24 protein-coding genes are annotated in these 20,628 nt (G+C 39.7%); all 24 read left to right on the forward strand.

All coding sequences use genetic code 11. The annotated features are described in order from the left end of the window. The first annotated feature begins 88 nt into the window (after positions 1–88). The 24 genes from AB2Q86_RS03665 to fliF all read left to right on the forward strand — a co-directional run bounded on the left by AB2Q86_RS03665 (position 89) and on the right by fliF (position 20,627). Positions 89–952, forward strand: coding sequence for a FliC/FljB family flagellin (locus AB2Q86_RS03665; RefSeq protein ID WP_003724427.1), 864 nt, complete (start codon positions 89–91; stop codon positions 950–952). A gap of 274 nt (positions 953–1,226) precedes the next feature. Continuing rightward, positions 1,227–1,586 (forward strand): response regulator, encoded by a 360-nt coding sequence (locus tag AB2Q86_RS03670; RefSeq protein ID WP_003721812.1) that lies wholly within the window; start codon positions 1,227–1,229, stop codon positions 1,584–1,586. A 19-nt stretch (positions 1,587–1,605) separates the two neighbouring features. Beyond that, entirely contained in the window at positions 1,606–3,462 is a 1,857-nt protein-coding gene (locus AB2Q86_RS03675; protein ID WP_012581778.1) for a chemotaxis protein CheA, read from the forward strand. Between the two features lie 12 nt (positions 3,463–3,474). Next, positions 3,475–3,774: a flagellar motor switch protein FliN gene (locus AB2Q86_RS03680; protein ID WP_003724429.1), complete on the forward strand. Its 300-nt coding sequence runs from the start codon at positions 3,475–3,477 to the stop codon at positions 3,772–3,774. Positions 3,775–3,792: 18 nt separating this feature from the next. Further along, positions 3,793–4,203 (forward strand): hypothetical protein, encoded by a 411-nt coding sequence (locus AB2Q86_RS03685; protein ID WP_003727201.1) that lies wholly within the window; start codon positions 3,793–3,795, stop codon positions 4,201–4,203. Positions 4,204–4,218: 15 nt separating this feature from the next. Further along, a complete protein-coding gene (locus tag AB2Q86_RS03690) occupies positions 4,219–5,265 on the forward strand; it encodes a flagellar hook-length control protein FliK (protein ID WP_012581777.1) in 1,047 nt (348 codons plus the stop codon). A gap of 1 nt (position 5,266) precedes the next feature. Continuing rightward, positions 5,267–5,689, forward strand: coding sequence for a flagellar hook capping FlgD N-terminal domain-containing protein (locus AB2Q86_RS03695; RefSeq protein WP_003724432.1), 423 nt, complete (start codon positions 5,267–5,269; stop codon positions 5,687–5,689). Positions 5,690–5,708: 19 nt separating this feature from the next. Next, the gene (flgE, locus tag AB2Q86_RS03700) at positions 5,709–6,944 is read left to right on the forward strand and encodes a flagellar hook protein FlgE (RefSeq protein WP_003724433.1); all 1,236 of its coding nucleotides are present in this window, start codon (positions 5,709–5,711) and stop codon (positions 6,942–6,944) included. Between the two features lie 13 nt (positions 6,945–6,957). Next, on the forward strand, positions 6,958–7,194 hold the full coding sequence (locus AB2Q86_RS03705) for a flagellar motor switch protein FliN (protein WP_003721819.1): 237 nt from the start codon (positions 6,958–6,960) through the stop codon (positions 7,192–7,194). Positions 7,195–7,214: 20 nt separating this feature from the next. Next, a complete protein-coding gene (gene fliM, locus AB2Q86_RS03710) occupies positions 7,215–8,207 on the forward strand; it encodes a flagellar motor switch protein FliM (RefSeq protein WP_003727200.1) in 993 nt (330 codons plus the stop codon). 2 nt (positions 8,208–8,209) lie between these two features. Beyond that, on the forward strand, positions 8,210–9,757 hold the full coding sequence (locus AB2Q86_RS03715) for a flagellar motor switch protein (protein ID WP_003741744.1): 1,548 nt from the start codon (positions 8,210–8,212) through the stop codon (positions 9,755–9,757). Positions 9,758–9,762: 5 nt separating this feature from the next. Continuing rightward, complete coding sequence (locus AB2Q86_RS03720; RefSeq protein WP_077904943.1) at positions 9,763–11,166, forward strand: Eukaryotic translation initiation factor 3 subunit E; 1,404 nt, start codon at positions 9,763–9,765, stop codon at positions 11,164–11,166. A 22-nt stretch (positions 11,167–11,188) separates the two neighbouring features. After that, on the forward strand, positions 11,189–12,355 hold the full coding sequence (locus tag AB2Q86_RS03725) for a hypothetical protein (protein ID WP_003724437.1): 1,167 nt from the start codon (positions 11,189–11,191) through the stop codon (positions 12,353–12,355). 106 nt (positions 12,356–12,461) lie between these two features. Next, positions 12,462–12,926 (forward strand): YaaR family protein, encoded by a 465-nt coding sequence (locus tag AB2Q86_RS03730; protein ID WP_003724438.1) that lies wholly within the window; start codon positions 12,462–12,464, stop codon positions 12,924–12,926. A gap of 9 nt (positions 12,927–12,935) precedes the next feature. Further along, a complete protein-coding gene (locus AB2Q86_RS03735) occupies positions 12,936–13,364 on the forward strand; it encodes a hypothetical protein (RefSeq protein ID WP_003731036.1) in 429 nt (142 codons plus the stop codon). 19 nt (positions 13,365–13,383) lie between these two features. Then, entirely contained in the window at positions 13,384–14,904 is a 1,521-nt protein-coding gene (gene flgK / locus AB2Q86_RS03740; protein ID WP_012581775.1) for a flagellar hook-associated protein FlgK, read from the forward strand. 11 nt (positions 14,905–14,915) lie between these two features. Next, on the forward strand, positions 14,916–15,791 hold the full coding sequence (locus tag AB2Q86_RS03745; RefSeq protein ID WP_003724441.1) for a flagellar hook-associated protein 3: 876 nt from the start codon (positions 14,916–14,918) through the stop codon (positions 15,789–15,791). Between the two features lie 11 nt (positions 15,792–15,802). Next, positions 15,803–17,092: a flagellar hook-associated protein 2 gene (locus AB2Q86_RS03750; protein WP_012581774.1), complete on the forward strand. Its 1,290-nt coding sequence runs from the start codon at positions 15,803–15,805 to the stop codon at positions 17,090–17,092. Positions 17,093–17,110: 18 nt separating this feature from the next. Further along, positions 17,111–17,497, forward strand: a complete 387-nt coding sequence (gene fliS, locus AB2Q86_RS03755) for a flagellar export chaperone FliS (protein ID WP_003730268.1) — start codon at positions 17,111–17,113, stop codon at positions 17,495–17,497. Next, positions 17,469–17,750, forward strand: a complete 282-nt coding sequence (locus AB2Q86_RS03760; RefSeq protein ID WP_003727195.1) for a hypothetical protein — start codon at positions 17,469–17,471, stop codon at positions 17,748–17,750. The genes fliS and AB2Q86_RS03760 overlap by 29 nt, the downstream gene beginning before the upstream one ends. A 20-nt stretch (positions 17,751–17,770) precedes the next feature. Continuing rightward, positions 17,771–18,172, forward strand: coding sequence for a flagellar basal body rod protein FlgB (gene flgB / locus AB2Q86_RS03765; protein WP_012581773.1), 402 nt, complete (start codon positions 17,771–17,773; stop codon positions 18,170–18,172). A gap of 11 nt (positions 18,173–18,183) precedes the next feature. Then, positions 18,184–18,594 (forward strand): flagellar basal body rod protein FlgC, encoded by a 411-nt coding sequence (gene flgC, locus AB2Q86_RS03770; protein WP_003721832.1) that lies wholly within the window; start codon positions 18,184–18,186, stop codon positions 18,592–18,594. A 16-nt stretch (positions 18,595–18,610) separates the two neighbouring features. Then, positions 18,611–18,907: a flagellar hook-basal body complex protein FliE gene (gene fliE, locus AB2Q86_RS03775; protein WP_003724447.1), complete on the forward strand. Its 297-nt coding sequence runs from the start codon at positions 18,611–18,613 to the stop codon at positions 18,905–18,907. 67 nt (positions 18,908–18,974) lie between these two features. Then, positions 18,975–20,627 carry a flagellar basal-body MS-ring/collar protein FliF gene (fliF, locus tag AB2Q86_RS03780; protein WP_012581772.1) on the forward strand — a complete coding sequence of 551 codons (1,653 nt, stop codon included), beginning with the start codon at positions 18,975–18,977 and terminating at the stop codon, positions 20,625–20,627. The last annotated feature ends 1 nt before the right edge of the window (position 20,628 follow it).

Consider the following 20,628-nt stretch of genomic DNA (forward strand, 5'->3'; position numbering starts at 1 on the left):
ACATTTGATTTTTTAAAAAAATGAAGATATAATAAAGCATATAGAGAAGAGAAGTCTTTTCTAAACCGAATGTAGGAGGGAAACACAAATGAAAGTAAATACTAATATCATTAGCTTGAAAACACAAGAATATCTTCGTAAAAATAACGAAGGCATGACTCAAGCGCAAGAACGTTTGGCATCTGGTAAACGTATTAACAGTTCTCTTGATGACGCTGCTGGTCTTGCAGTTGTTACTCGTATGAACGTTAAATCTACAGGCTTAGATGCAGCAAGCAAAAACTCATCCATGGGTATTGACTTGTTACAAACAGCAGATTCAGCTCTTAGCTCCATGAGTTCAATCTTGCAACGTATGCGTCAATTAGCAGTACAATCTTCTAACGGTTCATTCAGTGACGAAGATCGTAAACAATACACTGCTGAATTCGGTAGCTTGATCAAAGAACTTGATCACGTTGCTGACACTACTAACTACAACAACATTAAATTACTAGATCAAACTGCTACAGGTGCTGCTACTCAAGTAAGCATCCAAGCGTCTGATAAAGCTAATGACTTAATCAATATCGATCTTTTCAATGCGAAAGGTCTTTCTGCTGGAACAATCACTCTAGGTAGTGGTTCTACAGTTGCTGGTTATAGTGCATTATCTGTTGCTGATGCTGATTCTTCTCAAGAAGCAACGGAAGCTATTGATGAATTAATCAATAACATCTCTAACGGTCGTGCGCTTCTAGGTGCTGGTATGAGTCGCCTTAGCTACAATGTATCTAACGTGAACAACCAATCCATCGCAACTAAAGCGTCTGCTTCCTCTATTGAAGATGCAGATATGGCTGCTGAAATGTCCGAAATGACTAAATACAAAATTCTTACACAAACATCTATCAGCATGCTTTCTCAAGCAAACCAAACACCGCAAATGTTAACTCAATTAATTAACAGCTAATAACATATCAAATTCATTTATCGAACATTGTTTACCCTTAGCCTCTCGTCACCCCGGACGAGGGGCTTTTCTTTTTATTTATAAAAATATTTTTGGATTACAAATAGGGCACAGCGCCAAAGTTAAGCTAGTTAACTATTTTTTGAATAATTTTATTATAAAAAACGGATATTTTTTAAGAAAAAGGTAGAAATTGTCCTATTTTTATTATAAAATGATATTATGCGATTTTTTTAAAAAATATTTATAGGTATAGGAATGGGAGTTGTATTTTATGTTGAAGTTGTTGATTGTCGACGATGCAATGTTCATGCGTACGATGATTAAGAATATCGTGAAAGATAGCGATTTTGAAGTAGTTGCAGAAGCGGAAAATGGACTGGAAGCAGTGAAAAAGTATGATGAAGTAAAACCTGATATCGTGACACTGGATATTACGATGCCAGAAATGGATGGCTTAGAAGCACTTGCACAAATTATGGCAAAAGATCCATCAGCAAAAGTAATTATGTGTTCGGCGATGGGCCAACAAGGTATGGTTGTAGACGCCATTAAAAAAGGTGCCAAAGACTTTATCGTAAAACCTTTCCAAGCGGACCGGGTTTTAGAGGCGTTAGAAAAAGCAGCTAAGTAGAGAAATGGAGGTGGATAGCATGACTACAAATATGTTAGACCTGTTTATAGAAGAAGCTTCAGAACATTTACAGGCGCTAAATGATAATCTGTTACAGCTTGAGAAAGACCCGACGAACGGTCAGTTAGTAAGTGAAATTTTCCGTTCAGCACATACATTTAAAGGGATGTCCGCAACAATGGGCTTCCAACAGGTGGCTGATTTAACGCATGCAATGGAAAATGTACTAGATGAGGTACGCAATAATCGATTGGCTGTAACAGAACATTTGGTAGACATTATTTTTACATGTACATCTCATTTGGAAACAATGGTTTCGGATATCCAGCACGGCGGACAAGGCGCGGCGGATATTTCGAAAACCGTAGCTGACTTAGAGGCGCTTTTACATCCAGAACAAGAAACAGATTTGGCAATTGAGAAAACGTACCGCATTCAGATTCAAATTGAAGAAGCAGCTATTTTGAAAGCAGTGCGGGCGGTAATGTGTTTAGAGCGACTTGCAGAAATGGGGATTATTTCAGAAACTTTGCCAGACAGAGAAGCGATTGAGCTAGAAGAGTTTGAGCAGTCATTCGAAGTAGTCCTAGAGTCGGCGCAAACAAAAGAAAAAATCGAAGCGGTTATTCTAGATATTTCTGAAATTGAAAAAGTGATTGTGACAGAAGAAGTGGAAGAAGTTCAGGTTATTGAACCAATCAAAAAAGCCGCAAAACAAACAACCAAACGATTAGAAAATAAAACCATTCGTGTACAACTTGAAAAAATCGAAAAGCTAATGAACGTTTTTGAAGAAAGCGTCATTGAACGGGCGAGAATTGATGAAATCGCAGAAAAAACGAATAACAAAGAATTGATGGAACACTTAGGACGATTCAGTTCCATCTCCAAAGAAATTCAAAACGGCTTACTAAATATGCGTATGGTGCCAGTGGACAGTGTGTTCAATCGCTTTCCAAAAATGGTGCGCACACTAGCCAAAGAATTAGGTAAGAAAATCGACTTAGTGATTGAAGGCGCGGATACGGAAGTCGACAAAATCGTCATTGATGAAATTGGCGACCCACTTGTTCACTTAATCCGTAATTCAGTAGACCACGGAGCTGAAACAGTCGAAGTAAGACGTAAAAATGGGAAAAATGAAACCGCCACAATTAATCTAAAAGCTTTCCATAGTGGGAACAATGTCGTGATTGAAATTGCGGATGACGGTGCGGGAATCAATAAACGTAAAGTGTTAGAAAAAGCAATTGCGAAAAATGTCGTTACAAGAGCAGAATCAACCAAAATGACGGACGCGGAAATTTTTGATTTATTATTTGATTCCGGTTTCAGTACCGCGGATCAAGTATCCGATCTTTCTGGTCGAGGCGTGGGACTAGATGTTGTCCGTAATACGATTCTCAAAATCGGCGGGAAAATCAGCGTGGAATCAAGTGAAAACGCTGGTTCGACGTTCCGAATTGAGATTCCGCTGACATTATCGATCATCCAATCGATGCTCGTTGCAACATCAGAACGTCGCTATGCTGTACCGCTGGCAAACGTGGCCGAAGCCATCACGATTAATCCTGCAGACATTCAACACGTTCACGGCAAAGACTTAATCAACTACCGTGAAACCATTATCGAAGTACTCGACTTAGGCGAATGCTTCCATGAAACACCTTTGAATGACACGGATGAATTACTATTACTCGTCGTGAAAAATGCCAAGCGAACTTTTGGACTTATTATTAAAGATATTATCGGTCAACGGGAAATCGTTTTAAAAACACTTGGTGGCTTTTTCAGCGAAAGTCAGATTGCCTTTTCTGGAGCAACGATTTTAGGCGATGGTCGTGTCGTATTAATTTTAAATTTAGAAACATTTTAAGGAGGAACCATGATGGAACAAGTATTTCAAGTAGAACTTCCTGAATGGGAACCGAAAGAACCGAGCCAAGAAGGACGCGAAAAAGGCTCTATCCGCCAAGTAGACAACATTGGCGTTAACTTAATCGTCCGCCTTGGAAAAAAAGAAATGCCAGTAGGGGATATCGCCGAGTTAAGCATTGGCGATGTCCTCGAAGTGGAAAAGAAACCTGGCCACAAAGTCGAAATTTTCCTCGATGAAAAGAAAGTCGGCATCGGTGAAGCTATTTTGATGGACGAGAACTTCGGAATCGTTATTTCAGAAATCGACTAAAGAAAGAGGGCAAGTGATTTGAAGCAAGAGGCTTACAACGCAGTGAAGATGAAAGTGGACCAAGAGAAAACGGCCATTTTAAAGGAATTGCAATTATTACTATCCAAACGGGAAAAAGTCGTAGAAAAATTAGCGCACGAAAAAGAAGTCTATTACTCGAGAACGAAAAAAGAAAGACTCCAAGTGGCGGTATTAGCCGGAAGCATGCAACTAGATGCTTTCTCGCCGAGCCGCATTCAACAAATGGAGCGAGAAATTCACCAAATTAGCCAGTACATTAAAAGCAATGAACAAATCTTAGAGCAACTTGAGGAAAAAGGGAAACAGGCCAAAAAAATGTACGATGACACACGAAAAAAATGGCAACAGCTTGAAAATAAAAGAGAAGAACAAACATTACGCGATTTAAAAATGGTGCTATTAAAGTAAAAGGGAGGAAAACGCATGCTAATCCCAGATAATTTGCTACAACCACTCGTCGGAAAAAAACAGATCGAACCAAAAGAATCGTTAGCAGAAGAATTAGTAGAACTGCCTTTTATTTCACTTTTAATGGAGAATAGCCCTGCGCCGCTCTTAAAGGGAGAAGCGGATAACGGAGAACAAGCTACGATACCACTAAAAGAAATCGCCCAACCACTCGTTTCAGCCAAACTACTCGACAATGCACCAGAAACGAAACTGCAAGCAGCACCACTCGAACTCAAAGAAGTGAAAGAAACACTTGCGGCAATCGCCAAACAAGCAATTGATCAACCCAAAATTGAAAACGCCCCGCAAGCTGTAGAAACTCCAGTAACAAATACACCGAAAGAACCCACAAAAAATGCTACCAGAGAGCAACAACCACCACCAGAACTTATCATGCCTACAAAAGAATCATCTAAACTAGCAGAAAACGTGACCAAAAACCAACCAGTCCTAGCCAAATTACCTCAAGAAAAAGAAGTCGTGCAACTTTTCAAAGCGAGCATTAAAGAGCCAGTAACAGCGAAAGAGGAAGTTGCCGTCAAAAAGCCCGCAGAATCCAACAACATTTGGCATGATACGGCGAAACAACTCACACCAGCTGCCAAATCTGAAGTCCCAGTGACGTTAAAACAACTTGATAAAACCATCACCGACCAAATCGAACAGCTACAAAAATTCCAAGTGAAACAAAATAAAGCCTTTTTCGCCATCCAGCCGGAGTCACTCGGAAAAGTCGAAGTTTTACTTAAAAAAATGCCCGATAAAATATTTGTACATATCGAATATCAGGAGCAAACAGCGAAACAAAAACTCGAACAGATGGCGCAAGATTTGCATAATCGTTTCCGAGATCGCGGCGTAGAAGTTGCCGTGACAATGACAGAAAAACAAGCACCGAAAGAGAATGGTCAAGGTTCAGAAGGTCGACACCAAGGTGAATCTAAAAAAGAAAAAGAACGCGAAAATCCACATCAGGAAAGAGCTAAACAAGAAGCATTTGATTTAGAGGAGGAGACGTAATTTGGACGGAATTAGTAGTTTATCAGGAGCCGGTCAGGATACAAATAATGTAGTAACATCCAGCGTATCCAAAACCCTTGGCAAAGATGACTTCATGAAACTATTTTTAACAAGTTTACAATACCAAGACCCATCGAGCCCGCTTGATACAAATGAAATGATGTCACAAATGGCGCAACTTTCCTTAATGGAACAAGTTGCCAATATGACCACTGCCGTAGATAAGCTTTCTGAGCAAGCACAAAACTCCGCCTTGCAATCCGCGGTTAATTTCATCGGCAAAGATATAAAAGGTGTTTCGCTGAACGGCGAAGTAATTAGTGGGAAAGTCGAAAGCGTTCAACAAACGACAAACGGCGTCATGCTGAAATTAAAAGATAACGATAGCCTCGTGCCAATGACATATGTAACAGAAATTAATTAAAAATTTGGGAGTGTGAATTATGAATCAAACTATGTATACAGCTATTTCTGGGATGAATGCGTTCCAACAAGCATTATCGGTAACATCAAATAATATTGCCAATGCCAACACGACAGGATACAAAAAACAAAGCGTCGTTTTCAATGATTTACTTTACCAAAATACAATGGGATCTGTTGCAGGCGGACTTTACGCTGGAACAAACCCAATGAGTTTCGGTTCCGGTTCAAAAATTGGAGCGATTTTAACCGATTATACAGCGGGTTCCCCGACAGCGACGGGCAGAAACAAAGATGCAGCACTACAAGGTCGCGGCTTTTTCATCGCGGGCGATAATGCAGGGGGCAATATCGTTTACACGCGTGACGGGAGCTTCGCCGTTTCCGACAACAATTATTTAACTACTCAACAAGGGAAATACGTAATGGGTTACGCAACAGACAAAAATGGCAACGTTTTAAACGGTAATTTGCAACCAATTCAAATCCCGCTAAATAGCGCAATCCCAGGAGAAGCAACAAAAAACGGTAGCTTAAGCGGTAACATTCCACTAGACTGGGGCGAAAAAGATACGATTTCTTCCGAGCTTTCTGTATATGATAATGCTGGCGGCAAACATAAACTTCAAGTGAATATGAAAGCTGCTACACCAGATGCGAGCGGTAATGTTTCCTACGAATATGAAATCCAAATGGACGGCAAAGCATTAACTCCTCCAGTAACAGGCACACTTAATTACAATGCGCAGGGCGAACTAACAAACCCAGACGCACTTAAAAATATTCAAATCAATTCCACAGTAAACGGCAAACAAGTCAATATGGGCTTAAACCTAAGTGGCTTAACCAACTACGGAACAAACCAAGTATTCTCACCAACTTCTGACGGTAAAGGCGCTGCAACTGTAAAAGACTACGCAGTTACCGATTCTGGCTATATTGCAGTGAGTTACTCAGATGGTACCGTTATTCCAGTTGCCCAACTTGCGGTGGCTACTTTCTCCAATGAAGACGGTTTAGTCAAAATGGGGAACGGCGAATATGTTCCAGGATTATCTTCTGGCGATGCAGTATACGGCGTTGCTGGCCAAAATGGCGCTGGCGGAATTAGCGGTTCTTCTCTAGAAGGTTCAAACGTAGACTTGTCCCGCGAATTCGTTAACTTAATGACATACCAAAGTGGTTTCCAAGGGAATACAAAAGTTATTCGTGTGGCGGATGACGTGATGAAACAAATTGTGAACTTGATTCAGTAGGGAGTTTAGCTAAATGAAAATTAATCATACTATTCCACTCAGAATCGACTTCGAATTAGGACGTACGAAACAGCCAGTCGGTAGTTTGCTAGATGTAAAAAAAGGGACCGTTTTTCGGTTAGAAGATTCCACAGCTAATGTGGTTAAAATTACGATTTCAGGCAAATGCATCGGTTACGGCGAGATTTTGACAAAAGACGGCAAGATGTTTGTCAAAATAACGAAATTAGGAGAGGGAAGTTCTTCATGAGAGCTAGGGAGTGACAAAAAATGAGCGATAAATTAAGTCAAGAACAAATTGACGCCCTGCTTTCCCAAATAAGTGAAGGTAAGGTAGTTGATGAAAGTACGGAAATTGGCGACTTTGGGCGCTTTCATCCCTATGACTTTCATAAACCAGAGAAATTTGGTGCAGAACACCTCGAAAGCTTAAAGACGATTGCATCCGCTTTTACGAAAAAAAGTATGGAGTTTGTTTCCCAGCGTATCCGGATTCCAATTCATACCGAAGCAACCCTTGCAGATCAAGTTTCTTTTGCGAGTGGTTATATCGAGACAATGCCGAACGATAGCTACATTTTCTGCATTATCGACCTTGGTAATCCGGAGCTCGGTCAAATTATTATCGAACTCGATTTAGCCTATATCATTTATATTCATGAATGCTTATCTGGCGGGAATCCAAAACGAAAATTGAGCGAGCGCAGACTTTTATCTGTTTTTGAAGAGCTGACGTTGAAATCTATTTTAGAAAAATTCTGCGAAGCACTCAAAGACAGTTTTAAATCGGTGCATCCAATCTCACCAGAAATCGTTAATATCGAAACTAACCCAGCACTTCTACGTGTCACGTCACCGAACGACATGATGGCGCTTGTCAGTGTTGATATTAAATCAGAGTTTTGGATTAGTACAATGCGTATTGGCGTGCCATTTTTCTCGGTGGAAGAGATTATGAATAAGCTGGAAAATGTTGTGGAATATACGTTTGATAAACGGCGGAACTTTGATGCGGAAGTCGAGCAAGAATTGCATCAAGTCGAGAAAGAAGCACGCATCCGTGTAGGTGAAATTAAAACAACGTGGAAAGAACTGAATAAGCTTGAAGTAGGCGACGTCCTTCTAACAGAAACACACATACGCGATACACTCAAAGGTTACGTCACCGAAAAATGGAAATTTGAATGTTATATGGGAAAAAGTGGTAACCAAAAAGCCGTTAAATTTATGCGTCATACAGGGCGGACAGAGCAGGAGAGGTAGAAGTGGAGCAATTACTAGAGAAAAATATCACGCAAATGGAACTAGATGTGATAGGAGAAATCGCCAATATTTCGTTTGGCTCAGCTTCTACGGTCTTATCTGATTTACTACACCAACAAGTCACTATTTCGACGCCAAAAGTTGAGATTGTTGATTTATATAATACGAAAGACATTGATATTCCACATGTCGTGTTAGAAGTGAATTTCCATAAAGGAATCGAAATGCGGAATTTATTTGTTCTGCAATCAGAAGTGGCTGCGGCTATCGCGGACTTAATGATGATGGGTGATGGAAACATTGACCCGAATGAAGAACTTTCAGAACTTCATCTCAGCGCCGTGCAAGAAGCGATGAACCAAATGATGGGACATTCCGCCACTGCGATGAGCAATATGTTTGGCGAAATGATTGATATTACGACACCAGACATTAAAGTAATCGCGCTAAAAGAACAATTAGAAGATACGAACGACCAAACAATGATAAAAGTCGGCTTTGACTTAATTATCGGCGACTTAATCACATCGAATTTAATGCAACTCATCCCTATTGATAAAGGGCATGAACTTGCAAAAAGATTACTTGGCGACGCAGTTCCAGAGCCAGAACCAGTAAAAGAAGAAATCAGCTTAACGGCCGAAGAGTTAGATGTCTTTTTAGAAGTATGTAATATTGGCATCGGTTCAGCTTCGACCGTTCTATCCAAATTGCTTAATCGCAAAGTTTCCTTACAAATCCCAACTGCACGCGTAATTGATAGCAAAGAGTTCGAGTTTAATGAACGTCCTTGCTTAGTGACGAGTGTGGAATTTGTCGAAGGGCTGCGCTCAAGCAACACATTTATCATTAGCAAAAATGCCGCGCTAATTATGGCAGATTTAATGATGATGGGAGACGGTTTGGTTCAAGAAGATGCAGAACTGACGGAACTTGAAGTCAGCGCAGTGCAAGAATTAATGAACCAGATGATGGGCTTCTCAGCGACAGCAATGTCAGAAATGCTCGGAACAAAAATTGATATTAGCCCACCTACAATGGAATTTTGCAATTTCGGCGATACGATGATTCAAAAAAATATTGAAGAAGGAAAAACTGTCGAAGTCATCTTCCCGCTTGAAGTAGAAGGACTATTAAAAACGCCAATGTACCAAATTTTTAATCCAGCGGCAGCAAAAGAAATGGCGCAATTGATGCTTGGGATTCAGGCGAAAGAAGTCGCAGAGAAAGAAGCAACGACTCCGGCAGAAATAATCGAACCAGAAAAGCCAGCTGAACCAGTGCATCAAGCGGTAATCGAAGAAAAAGAAACACTTTCCGAAATGGAACAAATTTTGGAAGATATTCCTGTAACGCTTGAAGTGGTATTTGGAACAGCAAAAGTAAAACTGGAGAAATTTATCTCTTGGTGTGAAAAAGATGTGATTATCCTAAAAGAGAGCATGAACGAACCGCTTGTCTTAGCGCTAAATGGCGTGACGATTGGCAAAGGAATTTTAGTTCGCGTGGATGATCATTTTGGTATACAAATGACGGAGTTAGTAAGGTGAAAAATGTGCGGAAACTTGGACTGATGACAATTTTATTTTGGCTGTTTTTTTCGGTTCAAGCATTTGCAGCAGATCCTGAACCCCCGATAATATCGCTTGAGGGCGAACAACGTGTTTTTACATCTGGTGAAGTGATTTCGTTTCATATCGAAAATGCGGCTGACTTGAAAATTATTCTGGTGAATGAACATGGGCAGAGAAAGCTTCTAGACGAGGAAACGTATATGGTGACAGATTGGGATTTGGACGGGAGTTACCGGGCTGAATTTTATCAAGCAAATATGTCGAAACCGTTTGTTACTGTGGAAGATTTATTTGAAGTGAAACAGCTTGAGGATGTTGCGAAAGATGAAACGGCGCCGAGCTTGAAAACGATAGAAATTACGCACGATGAAGATGTCTTGTTAACGAGTGTACTACATGTATCAGCCGATTTAGATGACGCAGAATCTGGCGTGAAACAAGCGACTTTACTTGTTCATAGCGAATCGAATGAATCCGAAATCGAACTCATTCGCAACAACTATACAGGGAAGTTTGCTGCAGAAATACCTTTAGAAAAATTCCAACTGGGTGAAAAACTCACTTTTCAACTGCAACTAGTTGATTTTGCCGAGAATGAAATCATAGTGGACTTAGAAAATACTGTTCAACTATATCAACCAAAAACGCCTATTTTAAGTTATGACGGTAGTGACATCACGAACGTCCAGAAAAAAATCGGCCAAGTCGGCAAACAAATCGAGCTAACTCTCGACAAATATACAACTGAATTTCCAGAACTAGCAACAGAGACCGGCAAAATAATCCCACTAATATGGCAAAAAACGGCAACTGAATGGAAGGGAAGCCTAATTTTACCGAGCGAATTATCCGGTGAAATCATTCATATTCAAGGAATGGATCAACACCTGCTTGTTCGCGCCACTAGTGAACCTTTTGGCGATGTTCAGTTAGTCAACAATGCCATTTTAACCGGAACTATTCTTCCGGATTTCACACTTATTTCCAATCTTTATATTGAAGTAAACGGTCAAAAATTTTCCGTCGAACGAGCGGACAACCGTTTCAAAAGTGCAGAAATAACCACCACAGGCAAAATAGTGCTCCACTGGACAGACTGGGACGGCCAAGTTTATTCCAAGCAAATGAATCAAGAAATCAAGCCTGTGATCGAAATGCCAGGTAAAGAAATAATCGCACCACCACCAGTAATACCGAACGAAAAAGCGCAGATACTAACATCACCAGCTCTTAAGCCATCTGTTGAGTCACATGAAGATACCCCCAAAAAGCAGGTGAAAAAGGAAACCTCAACTAAAGACAAGTCAAGCAGTATCCCGTTTTGGATTCCGGCGCTCATGATTATTGGCGTTATTATTTTTTCGGGTAATAGAGCAATGAAATAAAAGCAGAAGTGAGGTGGACGGAATGAAAATAGATGGCATTCAAGAATCTGCAGAAAATCGTAATCAACTAGAACGGGAACTCATTAAACAAAATCCAGTTGTAAAAGAAGGTACGATAAAAGCGCAAATGAATACAGAAGTAGCCGTACCGAAAACACCGCCAGTATCATTCTCTTTTAAAGAACTAAGCAGCTTACAACTAAACGGGACAAGCGCAGCAAGTTTAGAATTATATATGAAATTAATGATGAACAATGCTAAAAAAGCGAATGATTTAATCTTTTACGTGATGCGGGCGGGAATAAAAAATCCAACTGATTCTACAAAATGGCAAACAGTCAGAAGCGAGATTAGTAGCCAATTAAGTACGATTCTAATGAAACAACATAATTTTGAAGCGTATTTTTCTGAAAATCCCGCGAATCAAAAATTATTTTTAGCCAATCAAAAAATTATGAACGAAATATCCTTTTTGCTAAAAATGTTGCCAACCTTAACTTTTGAAACAACAGGAAAATACGACTTCTTGCGCATGATGCAAATAGCTTCTGGCAATATGGAGACAGGAATCCAAATGATGCGTGAATTCCAAGGACATATCGAACATGCGACAAGACTAGACCCGATTGTTGACGCCAGACAAGAAACGAACTGGATGATCAAAGTGTTACGCGAATTTGGCAATATGTTCCAATCGCGCCACTTATTACCATATGAATTACAAGCAGAAAATATCAATATTTGGAAATTAGGTAGCGAATACTTAAAACTCATGAACCAGCTTTTACCGCAAATTGGCGCATTTCCAAATGGGAATATCAAAATTTTTCACCAACAAGCGACCAAACCATTAACGGAACTTTTCCAAGAACTGCAACGCTTGGCAGACGGACAAATGACGCAAGGTGGGATTGCGGTTATTTTAGACCGGATGCAAGGCCAACTTACACGACTCGCACAACTGTTTCAAAAAATGGAAATCGAAGCAGGTTTCACCGATACAGAACGAATTTTAGGTAGCGTGGACGCCGAATTCGCGAGTGATATGACAAAAATGATGCTACTCGCACAACAAGAAATGTCATTTTTTGATTTATTAGTAAAAGATTTCCGAAGTGTTTCCAAACAACCAATATTTTTCATGATAGTTGCTATATTTATTATTTTATTATTAATTATTTTATTTTAAAAAAGATATTTTTTGAAAAAATATATACTTTTTCAGGTTGTTTCAGTATAATTAAATAGAAAAATAAGGTTTAGAAAGCGAAAATGAGTTTTTCGGGGGAAAAAGGATGAATAATGTTTCAATTGGCCAAATTTCGCAGTCCAAACAGACGAATGTAGTTAGGGGAATGCAAGAATTAAATCAAACACAACAGCTTTATTTTGAACAAATGAAGGCAAATGGCAAGAAACAAACTCCTTCCCTGACTGAAATTAACGAACTAATCACGAATGTCACAGATAAAAAGTCACTCGTTGAAATGGATATGACGGTAGATAATGTTTTGAGCTATAAAAAAGCAGTCCAAACATTTTTGAATTTTTATGTGAATAATGTGATGGATTACGACAATATAGAAAGCCGCCATCCAAAATACGGTTTTTCGCAAAAAATGACGATTTTAAAGCAAGTAGAAAAACAAACCAATGAACTCGATGATGTAATGAATTTAATTGATACAAAAACTGGACATTTAGACATGCTAAACCGTATTGGTGAGATTACTGGCATGATTCTTGATGTCGTATTGTAGGTGATGGGAATGCAAAACGAATTAATCAATCAATTAGAAATTTTAATCGAAAAAAATGTCAAAGCGACCGATGCAGCAATTTTACTCGGGAAATTAGTGCAAGAGGAGAACTGGATTGAAGCGGAAGAGCGTCAACTAGGACTACAGCGTGAACTTGCCGCTTTGCAAAACGAATATCAAGCTTTAAAAACAATCATTGGCGAAGATAATACGCTTAGAACTCTCCAAAATACTTGGACACCTGCGGAAAATGCCATTATAGATGAACGGAAAAAAATGCTACTTGAAAAAGAAAACCTTTTACGAGTAAGTGTTACGGAAAACCAAATTAGAACAGAAATGCAATTGGCTTTTTCAGAACATATGGTGGATGTTATTACGGGGCACCACGCGGAAACACAAGCAGAAAATAATATGATGATAAACGAGACTTTTTAAGTAAACGGAGGGATTTTTTGTGCGTTTAAGTGATTTTAATACGTCATTATCGGGCATGTCAGCGGCGCAAATCGCTAATATGGTCGCTCAGCAAAATATTAGTAATATGAATACGCCAGGATACATAAGACAAGCTGTGGATCAGACGGCAGTTTACGGTGACGGTGGTCTGCTTGGTGGTAAACAAACAGGCTACGGAGTCAAAGTGATAGACATTAAACGTCTAACAAATACAGCGCTTACGACACAATACAATAATCAAATCGCCAAACAATCCGCTTCGTTATATCAAAGTGGGGCGCTCGGTCAAGCACTTAATTTATTTGGTACTCCAGGGAAAAATACGCCAAGTGATAATTTGGATAACTTTTTCACCGCTTGGGCAGCATTAGCGAAAAATCCTGACCAAGCAACGAATACAACGGCACTTTTATCCAGTATGTCGATTTTTACGGACCAGTTAAACCAACTTCATTCGGGCTTAAAAGAATTAGAAACAACCATTGCAGCAGATACAGATGCCGCGATTCAAGACTTAAATTCATTAATTAAGAAATTAGGCAGTATCAATAAAGCAATCGGAAATGCAGGCTCCAACCCACCGAACGATTTGCTGAACCAACGCGATCAACTACTTAGTACGATGGCTGGCTATGCTGGGATTTCCGTGAGCGCCCACCCAAATAACCCAGATGTGTACGATGTGACAATTGGCGGACGTCTTGTTGTCCAAGGTGATGAAACGACCGAAATCACATCAACGCGAACCGCGACAGGCTTTGAATTTTCCGTTGATGGTCAGAAACTCAACATGCCAGAAGGTTCGATTATCGCTTCCGTTCGTGTTAACCAAAATGAAATTAAATCGTATCAAGAAAAAATCGAAACTTTTTCGAACGGCCTAGCAAAAGCATTAGATGATATTCAAGTCAAAAACGTCAATAAAACAATGGACGATTTGCAAAAAATCAATGATGCGCTCCAAGCTAATCCGAACGACGAAAAACTACTGAGCAATCGCGATGAACTTTTGCGTCAATTAGAAAAATTCCCTGGCGTGACTCGTTCTGGTGATACGCTGACGATTGGCGGAGTTGACCACGCGATTGACACGCTTGGCACGAGTACATATGTAACCGATGTGAATGATTTTTCCATTCCAATTTTCACTCAAAGCTCTGGTAAATGGATCCTGAATCCCGCAATCACAAGTAACGCTGATAACAAGCCGTTTCTAGGAGTTATCGCGGCGGATATCGCTTCCTTGAAAACAGACAAAAACATTCAAGGAACAACTTTCCCGAGTTTCATGGACGGAATCATTACCGAAGTGGCGACGGACGCTAGTAAAAGTAGCGCAACTTCTACGGCAGACACGCAAGCTTTAAATTCCCTTTCTGAATCAAAATCATCTCTTGAAGGAGTTAATATTGACGAGGAAATGACAAATATCATGCAATACCAAAGTTATTATGTGGCCAATACGAAAGCCATGAACACAGTGAACGATATGATGAAAGCTCTCTTAGCCATGTTATAAGGAGGAAAATAATGCGAATTTCAACGAATCAACAAGCAAATTCAATAATTAATCAGCTGAATAATGTCTCAGGAAACCTTGCAAAATACCAATTACAAGTATCTTCTGGGAAAAAGTATGAATCGATGAGCGAAAATCCAGGTGCAACAGCGCAAATTTTATCCTATAATCATGTGCTTAGTCAGCTAAATCGCGAAAAAACGGACGTAACCGAAGCGAAATCACTATTAAATACGGCAGAAACCTCTCTTTCATCCATGTCTACATCGATGAACCGGGTAAATGCTTTAGTCTTGCAAGCGATTAACGGCACGAGCGATAAAGACAATATGTCGCAATCGGCCGAAGAAATCAAAGGTTTACTGGATGTTCTTATTTCTGTTGCTAACTCAGAAGACGATGGCAGATATGTTTTTAGTGGTTCTAGCACAAGCGTGAAGCCATTTACAACTGATAAAACAACCGGAGAAATCATCTATAATGGAACAACAGAAAATAAAAAATTCCGCGTAACGGACACATTAGAAGTAGAAGTTTTTCATGATGGCAGCGCGATGACGGATGTTTTTAACAACATTCAAAAAATCGTTGACGCAATGAAAACTGGCGATAAAGATGCTTTGTCTGCCTTGCAAGAAACAAACAGCAAGAATATTGAAATCATCACCAATTCGATGACAAATATCGGCGGACAGAAAAACGGCGTAACAGCCTATGATAACGTACTTTCTAGCAAAATTGTCGACTTTTCCGAACGTAAATCGAATGTCGAAGAAGTCAATATGCCAGAAGCCGTAAGTAATTTAAATAAAACATCGATTGCATACCAAGCCGCACTACAATCCAGTGTGATGGTGCAAAAATTAAGCATTCTAAATTATATGTGAGGTGAGACCAAGTGGGAAGTTCGATTGCAAGCAGTTTAATGGACCCAACGCAATATTATTCGCAATTTATTAGTCTTCAAAAAGCTAGTTTGGAAAAAGCAAAAACGCCTTATCAAAACCAAATTTCCAGCTACCAATCACGGATTGATCTTTATGCTAGTTTAAAAAATGCTTTATCTGAGTCGCTGAAAACGATGAGCTCTTTCACGACTTATGAAAGTAAAACCAAACTCGCGACTTCATCCAACGAAACGAGTTTTACTGTTTCATCAACGAGCAGTTCCGTCAACGGCAGTTATTCTATCGAAGTCCAAAACTTGGCGACTGCAGACACATACAACAAAGCAGTACCTGATATTGAGGCGAAAATCGGTGTAAGCGGGACAATCAAAATCAATGGCAAAGAAATTAAAGTTGATGCAGATAGCTCAATGAAAAATGTGATGAACACTATTAACAGCGCCGGTGCCAAAGTAAACATTTACACGCTAGGCGAAAATATGGTTGTTACAGCAGCAACTACTGGTGTCGAAAATAGTATTAAGTACGAAGGCGATTCCACCGTTTTAGAAGCGCTCGGTTTAGTACAAAATTCCCCAGACCATTTAGCTGCAGAGGACGCCAAACTCAGAATCAACGGAGCGACCGTTACAAGTGCAACAAACAAGGTAACCAACTACATCCCAGGCGTGACCATCAACCTCAAAAAAGAAACAACTGGCGCTGAAAAATTAACCATCCAAGATCAAAGTGATGAAAAAGCAGCCAGCATGATCACCAGTTTTGTAAATACATACAATGCACTAACAAGCACAATGAAAACTTACACGGGAAAAGGAACGATTTTACAAGCATCTGCTGCCGACCTTGAAGCAAATCGTGCACTAAACAACGTATTCCAACATAAAAAAGATGGGAATACATTATTCGATTTTGGAATAAGTGTCGACAAAGAAGGTGTGCTAAAAGTCGATGAAACAGCAATGAAAAAAATGGTAGCTGAAGACCCAAGCGCCGTCGAAAGATTTTTCTTTGGCATTGGTGGAATTGGCGACGAACTGTATCAATCTTTGAACAAAACATTTGGCTCGACAGGCTTTATCAGTGATGAAACAACCTCGATGACGAATGAAATCAATAAATTAAATTTAAAATTAACCGACATTACTAGCCGAAATGACACGTTATTAACGAATATTACCGATCAGTACAACAAATGGCTCGAAATGATGCAAGCCATGCAAAGTGACGCAATGACTCTCGACGCACTAATCGACGGTATGAACAGTTCTAATAAATAAAAATGGTAGGTGAAAAAAATGCAAGCTTGGAAACGATATACCCAAAATGAACTAAACACGAGCAACCCCATTAAAAACACCATTTATATATACGAACGTTGTATTATTGAATTTAAAAAAATAGACAAAGCACTCGGACAACTGCATTTTTCCGAAGCGGACCTTATTCTTGATAAAATGGAAAAAATCTTTGAAGAACTAAAATTACAATTAAATCCAGAAGCCGGGCAAGAACTTTACGATAACATTTTCGGCTTATATGAATGGATTTCTGAACAAATTCGCCAAATGCAACTACTAAAACAACCCGTTAATATTGATACGATCATTCATGTTATTACGCAGCTTAAAGAAGGCTACGAGGGAGTGATGAAACATGAATCAAGCAAAGACACATTTGGCTGAGTTAAAAGCACTGTTTCACTCGACGGGGCAATTAAACGTTACCCTCGAAGAATACCAAGCAAAACTAAATGAACTACTAAAAAGCACCGAACATTTACCAAAAGATACAAAAGAAGCCATTTTAAAAGAAACAAGGGAAGTTATAAATAAAGGTATTCTTTTCACCCAAAAACAATTAGAATCCACTGAAAATGCCTTTTCTGAAAATAAAAGTCGCAATGCTGCTAACTTGAATTATGCGAAATTTTTCTAAAAGAAAGAAGGAAATGACAAGTGGAAAATTATACCACGCATATTGGCAACTACTTGAATTATCTTCAAACAGCAAATCAAGTAGTTTCAAATAATATCGCCAACGCCAATACGCCCAATTTTAAAGCAAGTGAAGCGAGTTTTGAGGAATCATTTGGCTCAAGTTTGCGCGCATCTGGTCAGAATAGCATCGAGTCGGCCGGAAACTTAACGAAAACAAACACAAAACATTTAGCTGGAACCGATATAGACGAAACAAATGCAAAACTGACCACCAAGAGCGGCTCTATCAACGAAGACGGCAACAATGTCAACGTCACTTCTGAAATGATTAGCTTAACAAAAAATAACCAAATGTACGCGCTCGCTATCAGTGCACTCAACTATAATTCATCCATCAACACAGCAGCCCGTGGAAAGTAAGGTGATAAACCATGTTTGAAGGAATAAACACAAGTGGCTCCGCGTTAAATGCTGCGAAACAATGGATGGAAGTTAGCTCTAACAATATCGCGAACGCTGATTCAAGCGCCGCACCTGGCGAGACACCTTTTCTTAGAAAGCGCGTCGTACTATCTGAAATCACACCATTTGAAACAGCTTTAACAGGTACAAAAGGTGTTAAAGTAAGCGAAATATCAAGTGATACAGGAAGCGTCAAACGTGTCTATGATCCAACTCATCCTAACGCAAATGAAGCGGGTTACGTCAATTACGCGAATGTAGATATGACAGCAGAAATGACCAATTTAATGGTCGGACAAAAAATGTACGCGGCAAACACTTCCGCCTTACAAGCAAATGAAAAAATGATGGAAAAAGATTTAGAAATTGGCAAAGTATAAAGGAGTGTTTTAAGAAATGGCAATTGAAAGTATTAATGCAGCAAGTGTCTTACCTAAAGTAACACTTGGTGAAACCGCGAAAACAGACAATGCGACAGGTGCCGGAAATACCTTCACGCAAATGCTGGATAGTATGAGTGATACACAATCAAACGCGCAAACTTCCGTATCGAACCTTTTAACAACGGGCGAAGGAAATGCGAGTGATGTACTCATTCAAATGAAAAAAGCAGAATCAGAAATGAAAACTGCTGCGGTCATTCGTGATAATGTAATCGAAAGCTACAAACAGCTTTTAAATATGCAAGTGTAGCGGTTAGACTAGTCGGGGGAGTTTTAGTCAATCGTCCACACGAGAAAAATGGAGCGAAGTTTTTAAGATGGCAAAAATAAAAACAATGTATTCGAAATTGAAGAATTGGCACAAAGGCGCGATTTTAGTCGGCCTTTTTGTCGTAGTCACGGTGTTATTACTCTACATGAACACGCCCAAAACAGAAGTTACTCTTTATAAAAATTTATCCGAAACAAGCCAACAACAAGTCACCGATCAATTAGCTAAAATGGGCGTTGATTATACCGTCGACAAAAGCGGTAACATTTTAGTTGATGAAAAAGTGGAGACACTCGTTCGCGACAAATTCGCAGATCTAGGTATCCCTTACACAGGCCAAGATGGCAATGACATTCTACTAAACAGCTCACTTGGAGCCAGTGAAGAAGATAAAAAAATGCAAGAAAAAGTTGGTACAAAAGTTAACTTAGAAAAAGAAATCGTTCAAAGTTATGGCACGACCGTGGACAGCGCATCAGTCCAACTAACGTTGCCAGAATCAAGTTCGATTTTTGAAGAAGCAAGCCAAAAAGGAACAGCCGCAGTAACGCTCAAAACCAAAAACAATCAAACACTAACAAGCGAACAAGTTCTCGGCATTCAGCGCACCGTCAGCGCAGCCGTACCAAATGTTGCTAGTGATGACGTAGCAATTATTGATACGAAAAATGGTGTTATCTCCGAAGCAGACACATCCAAAGAAGAAGGCAGTTCCGCTTATAAAAATGAAGTTGATATCCAAAATGCGATTGGAAAAAATGTGAAAACAGATATCGAAGGGACACTTTCCAGTATTTTTGCCCTTGATAATTTCCGCGTGAATACAAATGTCACGGTTAATTTTGACGAAATCAAACAAAATACCGAACATTATCCAAACGACGGAAAAGTACGTAGCAACCAAAAAGACACATCAACAGACACATCAAAAGGTTCCGCGAATACGACGGAATCAGGAACCGCATCAAACGCTGACGTACCAAATTACACGGAACAAAACGGTGACGACACTAACACCTATACAAGCGAAAAATCGAGTGAAACAACGAATTATGAACTAGACTCCACCATCCAAGAAATCAAAAAACACCCAGCCCTAGCAAAGACAAATGTCGTTGTCTGGGTTGATCAAAATGCTTTAAATAAAAATGGTGTAGACATGGCCGAATTCACAAAAGCAATTGGAGTTTCAGCTGGATTAACGCCTAATATGACAACCGAAGAAGCGGGCGCAGACGGAGAAGTAGCCGCCGCACCAACATTCGAAGGTACTTTCCAAAATGGCGATGTTACCATCATGCCGATCCAGTTCTTAGACAACGCCACGCCAGCAGAAAAAGATACAACAGAAAAAGCAGCACCAGCAAGCAAAGCCTGGATTTGGTGGCTTGCAGGAAGTTTACTCTTCGCCATCATTGCAGCTGGAATTATTGCCTACATTATCTTCCTTAAACGTAAAGAACAACTAGAAGAAGCATTGGAACCAGAAGAAAAAGACTACATTCCAGCCGAAGAAGCAATCATCAACCCAGAAGAACATCCAGATTTCAACTTCCAAACAGATGCATTCGACTTATCAGAACCAGAATTAAAAGCTCGCAAAGAAAGCTTGAAAAATAAACTCGGTGAAATGGCCAAAGAAGACCCAGGGCGCGCCGCAGCAGTCATCCAAAAATGGCTCAATGAAAGGCAGGAATAAA

This window comes from Listeria monocytogenes (assembly GCF_041765605.1).
Lineage (GTDB): Bacteria > Bacillota > Bacilli > Lactobacillales > Listeriaceae > Listeria > Listeria monocytogenes_D.

Coding starts and splice junctions, on each gene's coding strand:
- fliF (WP_012581772.1), top strand. CDS start 18,975: ATGGCAAAAATAAAAACAATGTATTCGAAATTGAAGAATTGGCACAAA.
- AB2Q86_RS03735 (WP_003731036.1), top strand. CDS start 12,936: ATGCAAAACGAATTAATCAATCAATTAGAAATTTTAATCGAAAAAAAT.
- AB2Q86_RS03705 (WP_003721819.1), top strand. CDS start 6,958: ATGAAAATTAATCATACTATTCCACTCAGAATCGACTTCGAATTAGGA.
- flgE (WP_003724433.1), top strand. CDS start 5,709: ATGAATCAAACTATGTATACAGCTATTTCTGGGATGAATGCGTTCCAA.
- flgC (WP_003721832.1), top strand. CDS start 18,184: ATGTTTGAAGGAATAAACACAAGTGGCTCCGCGTTAAATGCTGCGAAA.
- AB2Q86_RS03760 (WP_003727195.1), top strand. CDS start 17,469: ATGAATCAAGCAAAGACACATTTGGCTGAGTTAAAAGCACTGTTTCAC.
- AB2Q86_RS03725 (WP_003724437.1), top strand. CDS start 11,189: ATGAAAATAGATGGCATTCAAGAATCTGCAGAAAATCGTAATCAACTA.
- fliM (WP_003727200.1), top strand. CDS start 7,215: ATGAGCGATAAATTAAGTCAAGAACAAATTGACGCCCTGCTTTCCCAA.
- AB2Q86_RS03670 (WP_003721812.1), top strand. CDS start 1,227: ATGTTGAAGTTGTTGATTGTCGACGATGCAATGTTCATGCGTACGATG.
- AB2Q86_RS03745 (WP_003724441.1), top strand. CDS start 14,916: ATGCGAATTTCAACGAATCAACAAGCAAATTCAATAATTAATCAGCTG.
- fliE (WP_003724447.1), top strand. CDS start 18,611: ATGGCAATTGAAAGTATTAATGCAGCAAGTGTCTTACCTAAAGTAACA.
- AB2Q86_RS03665 (WP_003724427.1), top strand. CDS start 89: ATGAAAGTAAATACTAATATCATTAGCTTGAAAACACAAGAATATCTT.
- AB2Q86_RS03675 (WP_012581778.1), top strand. CDS start 1,606: ATGACTACAAATATGTTAGACCTGTTTATAGAAGAAGCTTCAGAACAT.
- AB2Q86_RS03730 (WP_003724438.1), top strand. CDS start 12,462: ATGAATAATGTTTCAATTGGCCAAATTTCGCAGTCCAAACAGACGAAT.
- AB2Q86_RS03680 (WP_003724429.1), top strand. CDS start 3,475: ATGGAACAAGTATTTCAAGTAGAACTTCCTGAATGGGAACCGAAAGAA.
- AB2Q86_RS03690 (WP_012581777.1), top strand. CDS start 4,219: ATGCTAATCCCAGATAATTTGCTACAACCACTCGTCGGAAAAAAACAG.
- fliS (WP_003730268.1), top strand. CDS start 17,111: ATGCAAGCTTGGAAACGATATACCCAAAATGAACTAAACACGAGCAAC.